Origin of the sequence: Trinickia sp., from assembly GCF_036503415.1 — a bacterium.
Lineage (GTDB): Bacteria > Pseudomonadota > Gammaproteobacteria > Burkholderiales > Burkholderiaceae > Trinickia.
Map to the genome: position 1 here is coordinate 1 of NZ_DASXWY010000185.1, position 4187 is coordinate 4187.

At 60.0% G+C, this 4187-nt stretch carries 6 protein-coding genes; 2 read left to right on the forward strand and 4 right to left on the reverse strand.

Translation table 11 applies throughout. The features are described 5' to 3' along the window. Positions 1–1088, reverse strand: a 1088-nt coding sequence (locus tag VGL01_RS22415) for a metallophosphoesterase (protein WP_331573286.1), incomplete at its 3' end; no start/stop codon positions are given. Between the two features lie 211 nt (positions 1089–1299). Here VGL01_RS22415 and VGL01_RS22420 point away from each other — a divergent pair. Beyond that, a complete protein-coding gene (locus VGL01_RS22420) occupies positions 1300–1629 on the forward strand; it encodes a hypothetical protein (protein ID WP_331573287.1) in 330 nt (109 codons plus the stop codon). A 72-nt stretch (positions 1630–1701) separates the two neighbouring features. Here the strand turns inward: VGL01_RS22420 and VGL01_RS22425 are convergent, their stop codons facing one another. Further along, the gene (locus tag VGL01_RS22425; protein WP_331573282.1) at positions 1702–2286 is read right to left on the reverse strand and encodes a malonic semialdehyde reductase; all 585 of its coding nucleotides are present in this window, start codon (positions 2284–2286) and stop codon (positions 1702–1704) included. A gap of 241 nt (positions 2287–2527) precedes the next feature. On the opposite strand from VGL01_RS22425, the gene VGL01_RS22430 reads away from it, so the two are divergent. Continuing rightward, positions 2528–3115, forward strand: a complete 588-nt coding sequence (locus VGL01_RS22430) for an alpha-ketoglutarate-dependent dioxygenase AlkB (RefSeq protein WP_331573288.1) — start codon at positions 2528–2530, stop codon at positions 3113–3115. 145 nt (positions 3116–3260) lie between these two features. Here the strand turns inward: VGL01_RS22430 and VGL01_RS22435 are convergent, their stop codons facing one another. After that, positions 3261–3620 carry a DUF3564 family protein gene (locus VGL01_RS22435; protein ID WP_331573284.1) on the reverse strand — a complete coding sequence of 120 codons (360 nt, stop codon included), beginning with the start codon at positions 3618–3620 and terminating at the stop codon, positions 3261–3263. 148 nt (positions 3621–3768) lie between these two features. Beyond that, the coding region (locus VGL01_RS22440) for a DUF1810 domain-containing protein (protein ID WP_331573285.1) at positions 3769–4187 on the reverse strand (419 nt) is incomplete at its 5' end.

Genomic DNA, 4187 nt, shown 5'->3' on the forward strand with positions numbered 1-4187 from the left:
CCCGTGCCCCGGCTCGTGTAAATCCATAAATCGTCGATTCGTGCCAAACCGGCCGTAAAAGGCTGCTGGAATCGGACGAAGAAGTTCCACGGGAAAAACTGTCCTCCATGGGTATGGCCGGAAAGCTGCAACGTATAGCCCGCCTCGACAGCTGCGAGTGCAGTCCGCGGCTGGTGTGCGAGCAGTATGCGGACACGTGCTTCGTCGGGCGCGTGCCTGACTGCCCCGGCAGGATCGCTGCGATGCGAGTCGTCGAAATTGCCGGCCGAGTAGTCAGTGACGCCTGCCATGACAAACGACGCACCGTTGTGCTCGACCACAACATGCTCGTTCATCAGTACGCGTAGACCTAGCCGTCGGAACTCGGCGATCCACTCGTCGGCACCCGAATAATATTCGTGGTTGCCAGTTACCAGAAAAGCGCCATGGCGGGCCTTTAAACGGCTGAGTGGCCGCGTATGCTCGCCGAGCTGCACCACGCTGCCGTCGACAACATCTCCCGTTACAGCGATGACATCGGCTTGCAGCCGGTTCACTTCGGTGACGATAGCGTCGACGTACGATTGTTTGATCGTCGGGCCGACATGTATATCGCTGATCTGAACGATGGTTAACCCATCCAACTCGGGCGGCAAGTCGGCGATCGGTATATCGACGTTCGCTACCTTTGCCCGGCGTCGTGCATTGATGAACCCGATCGCCGTCGAGATCATTGCCAGCAGAGGCACGCCCACTGCCGAATCGACGCGCCATCGATCGAGCGAGACGGTGCGCGGCAGCAGCGAATCGATCGTCAGCAGAGATGCAATCGACAAATCGCGCGCAAACGTGATGACAAGCAGCGAGGAAAAAAATCCCATTACGAGCAGTCCGATCCAGGCCAGGCGATCGGCGAGCGGCTGGCGCTGCACGAAATATCGCGCCAGTACGCCCAGAGGTATCAGAAGGCAGGACAAGACGAGCCAGACCACCGCAGCAGCCTTTACAGGCGCGCCGAACGGCCACTCGGGAATGAGTCTGGAACCAACGTAGATATGCAGCAGGATGCCGATACCGATTACTCGAATCAGAAAACTGGAACGGCGCATGGAAAGGGCAACCTCCGCAGGAATGCTGCGCATTCTACCGACCTGCCGGATTATCTGCTCGGCGCCGATCGAACGTCTTCAGCCGGTTTCGACGCTGTGCGTTGCACATCGCGCACTTGGCGGGATCGTTTGTTCTCCTAATCGATCTAATGCAATGACTTCATGATTCGAGCCCTGCGCCATCGGGCGCTACCGACAGGGGAGGAGAATGATGAAGACGATGAAATGGCTTCATCTACACTCGAGCCAGCGGCATCATATCGGGTACGAAGGCAGCCATGTCATGCTGCCGCTCGTGGTGCTCTCCCTGATGGCGTTAGGCGTGTATTACCTTGTGCGCCGCATCGATTTGCTCGAAATCGCGCGCACGACCCTGTTCGATGTGGCGATGGTATTCGTGGCCCTGGGGATTGCGGGGCTTTTCGGAGTCGTCGGGGCTTGGCTGCGCTCCGGAACGGATGCCGAAAGCGAGCGCTTTTGCTTCGTCGGAGCGTTGATCGGCGCGATCGTCTTCTATCTCGCGGTGCTGATTGCGCCGTGATACACCGCTGTGGCATGAGCCGGTTGGTGAAAGCTGTCCCCGGCGCACCCGGCGCCGGGTATTCAGGCCGCCTCAGGCGATTCGCGCTATTTCGTCGAAGGCGAGGCGCGGAAGGCGCGCGCGCAGCTTGCTGTGGTCGCCATAGCCCAGATTGATCAGGAAATTCGATTTGATCGTCGTGCCGGCAAAGAACGCTTCATCGACCTTGGCTGGCTGGAAGCCGGACATCGGCCCGGCATCGAGACCGAGCGCTCGCGCTGCAATAATCAAGTAGGCGCCCTGGAGAGATGCGTTGCGAAATGCCGTCGAGTGGATCATGCCGTCGTTACCGTCGAACCAGCCGCGCACGTCGGAATGTGGATGAAGCTTCGGCAGGTGTTCGTAAAATGCCATATCCATTGCTGCGATGACCGTCACCGGAGCCGCCATCGTTTTTTCGATGTTCGCCTCGGACAGCGCGGGCCGAAGCTTTTCCTTCGCTTCGGGACTCTTGACGAATACGAAGCGGGCGGGGCTCGAATTGAAGGACGTTGGGCCCAGAACCGTCAACTCGACGATCTGTTTCAGGAGCGCGTCGTCCACCGGCTTCGGCAGCCAGGCGCTATGGGTGCGGGCGGTACGGAACATCTGGTCGAGGGCTTCGTTGGACACTGTCATGATCGAAAGAAAAGTCGGAACGGTTGGGTAGGGGTGTAGCGAGCAATCATAACCGCGGTCGGCGGACCGCGTGAGCGCGGCGCTTTGACGGCGCCCCGCCTCGCCGTTGCATACGCGAATGAACCGATATTGACGAAGCCTCTGTCCGCCCTTAGCGTGGGAAAACGACAAGCCAGACCGGTCGGCGCCGCGCCCGGAAATCGTTTGAAGCGAGGACCTTTTGAATCGTCTGCATCAGCCAATGCTTCCCGGGGTGGCCGAGTTGCCCGAGCCGGAAGTCGACTGGTATCCGGATTGGCTTTCTGCGGCCACGGCAGTGGACATGCTCGAACGCTTGAGGGAAGAGGTCGTCTGGAAACAGGACTCGATCGGCACACCTGGAGGCGTAAAGCTATTGCCCCGGCTGACCGCGTGGCAGGGGGAGCCGGGTGCTGTCTATGTCTATTCCGGGATCCGGAACGACCCGCTGCCCTGGTCCTCGACCGTACGGATGCTCAAGGACCTGGCGGAGGAGACAACAGGCGCGCGATTCAACAGTGTACTGTTGAATCGTTACCGCAGCGGCAATGACAGTATGGGATGGCATGCCGATCGGGAACCCGAACTAGGCGCCACGCCGGTGATCGCATCGGTGAGCTTGGGGGCGACTCGCCGCTTCGATTTGCGGCACAACCAGACGGGCGTCGTCCGAGCCTTCGAATTGACGAGCGGCAGCCTTCTCGTGATGCGCGGCAGCACGCAGGCTCAGTGGCGGCATCGCGTTCCCAAGGCGCCAGCCGTGCAGGGCGAGCGCATCAATCTGACGTTTCGCTGGGTGTCGTCGCAATAGCGCGAACTTTTAATAGAAATTTAAAAAGTTTATGCGCATAACGTCGCGGCACACCGCGATCGCAAAGGCGGATCGGCGAGCCGCTCGTAAGGAAGCGAAAAAAACTCGCCGTGCGGCGAGTTTTTTCAGCCGATGTTGCGTCGCGTCAATTCGGGAAGACGCTGTTCTCGGGAAGCACGGACCGCTTTTCGACGGCCTGTAGCCGCCATAAGCCCCCCGTGGACGCGGGTTTTGTTGCGCACAGCCATTGTGCAGCGCCTTGCGCTGCCGCTACGCGCTCGTCGCGGTCCACATGGAGTCCGCTCAGCGTGCAAACAGGCGTCGAGGTCTGAGGCGCACAGAGTTTGGTGACGCCGTCCTCGTCACGCATATCCCCCCAGGCGGGCAAGTCGATCCCGTCATGCGACTCTCTCGACCAGACGTGCTCCTTGGTGTCGAGCCACAGCACCGCATAGTCGTGATTGACGGTGGGGTCGGGACCGTTGATCAGAATCGTGAGTCTCATCGAAAATCGCTCCTGACAAAACGTTTTGCCCAGCCGGGCGTGCGCCGCGATTCGCTCGGCGAGGCCGCATCGGGTTTGAATCTAGTTGAGAACTACACTGTAGGAAAAATAAAAGGCGGCCGCTACTGGATCTGCATCGCGACGCGGGTCATGCTTGCCGGGCAAGGCCCAGGCGTTCGAGCGTGAGCGGGTCGAATTCGCCGCCGAAATACTTCGACAACGCTTGCAGGAATTCGGCGTTGTCTGGCGTGGCGTGTGCGAAAAGTGTCATCGACGATCGGAATTTGACATCGTCGGGGTCGCCGAAGATCTGGTCGATCGAGCGGCCCTCTGTTTCGTTGACCCATCGCGTGCATTCTTTGAGCCGAGGGCCGAGCACGGGATGGTTCACATATGCGCGAGCTTCATCGAGCGACGCAATCGCGAAGCGCTGCGCCATGGCGCTCTTACCCAGTCCGGCGATCTGCGGAAACACGAACCACATCCAGTGCGTGCGTTTGCGGCCCGAGCGCAGCTCAGTGCTGACCTGCTCGTAGACAGGTGCCTGCGCATCGACGAACCGCTGTA

What these genes read in the sequence shown, in the direction of transcription:
- VGL01_RS22420 (WP_331573287.1), top strand. Translation starts at nt 1,300, where the DNA reads ATGAAGACGATGAAATGGCTTCATCTACACTCGAGCCAGCGGCATCAT.
- VGL01_RS22425 (WP_331573282.1), bottom strand. Translation starts at nt 2,286, where the DNA reads ATGACAGTGTCCAACGAAGCCCTCGACCAGATGTTCCGTACCGCCCGC.
- VGL01_RS22430 (WP_331573288.1), top strand. Translation starts at nt 2,528, where the DNA reads ATGCTTCCCGGGGTGGCCGAGTTGCCCGAGCCGGAAGTCGACTGGTAT.
- VGL01_RS22435 (WP_331573284.1), bottom strand. Translation starts at nt 3,620, where the DNA reads ATGAGACTCACGATTCTGATCAACGGTCCCGACCCCACCGTCAATCAC.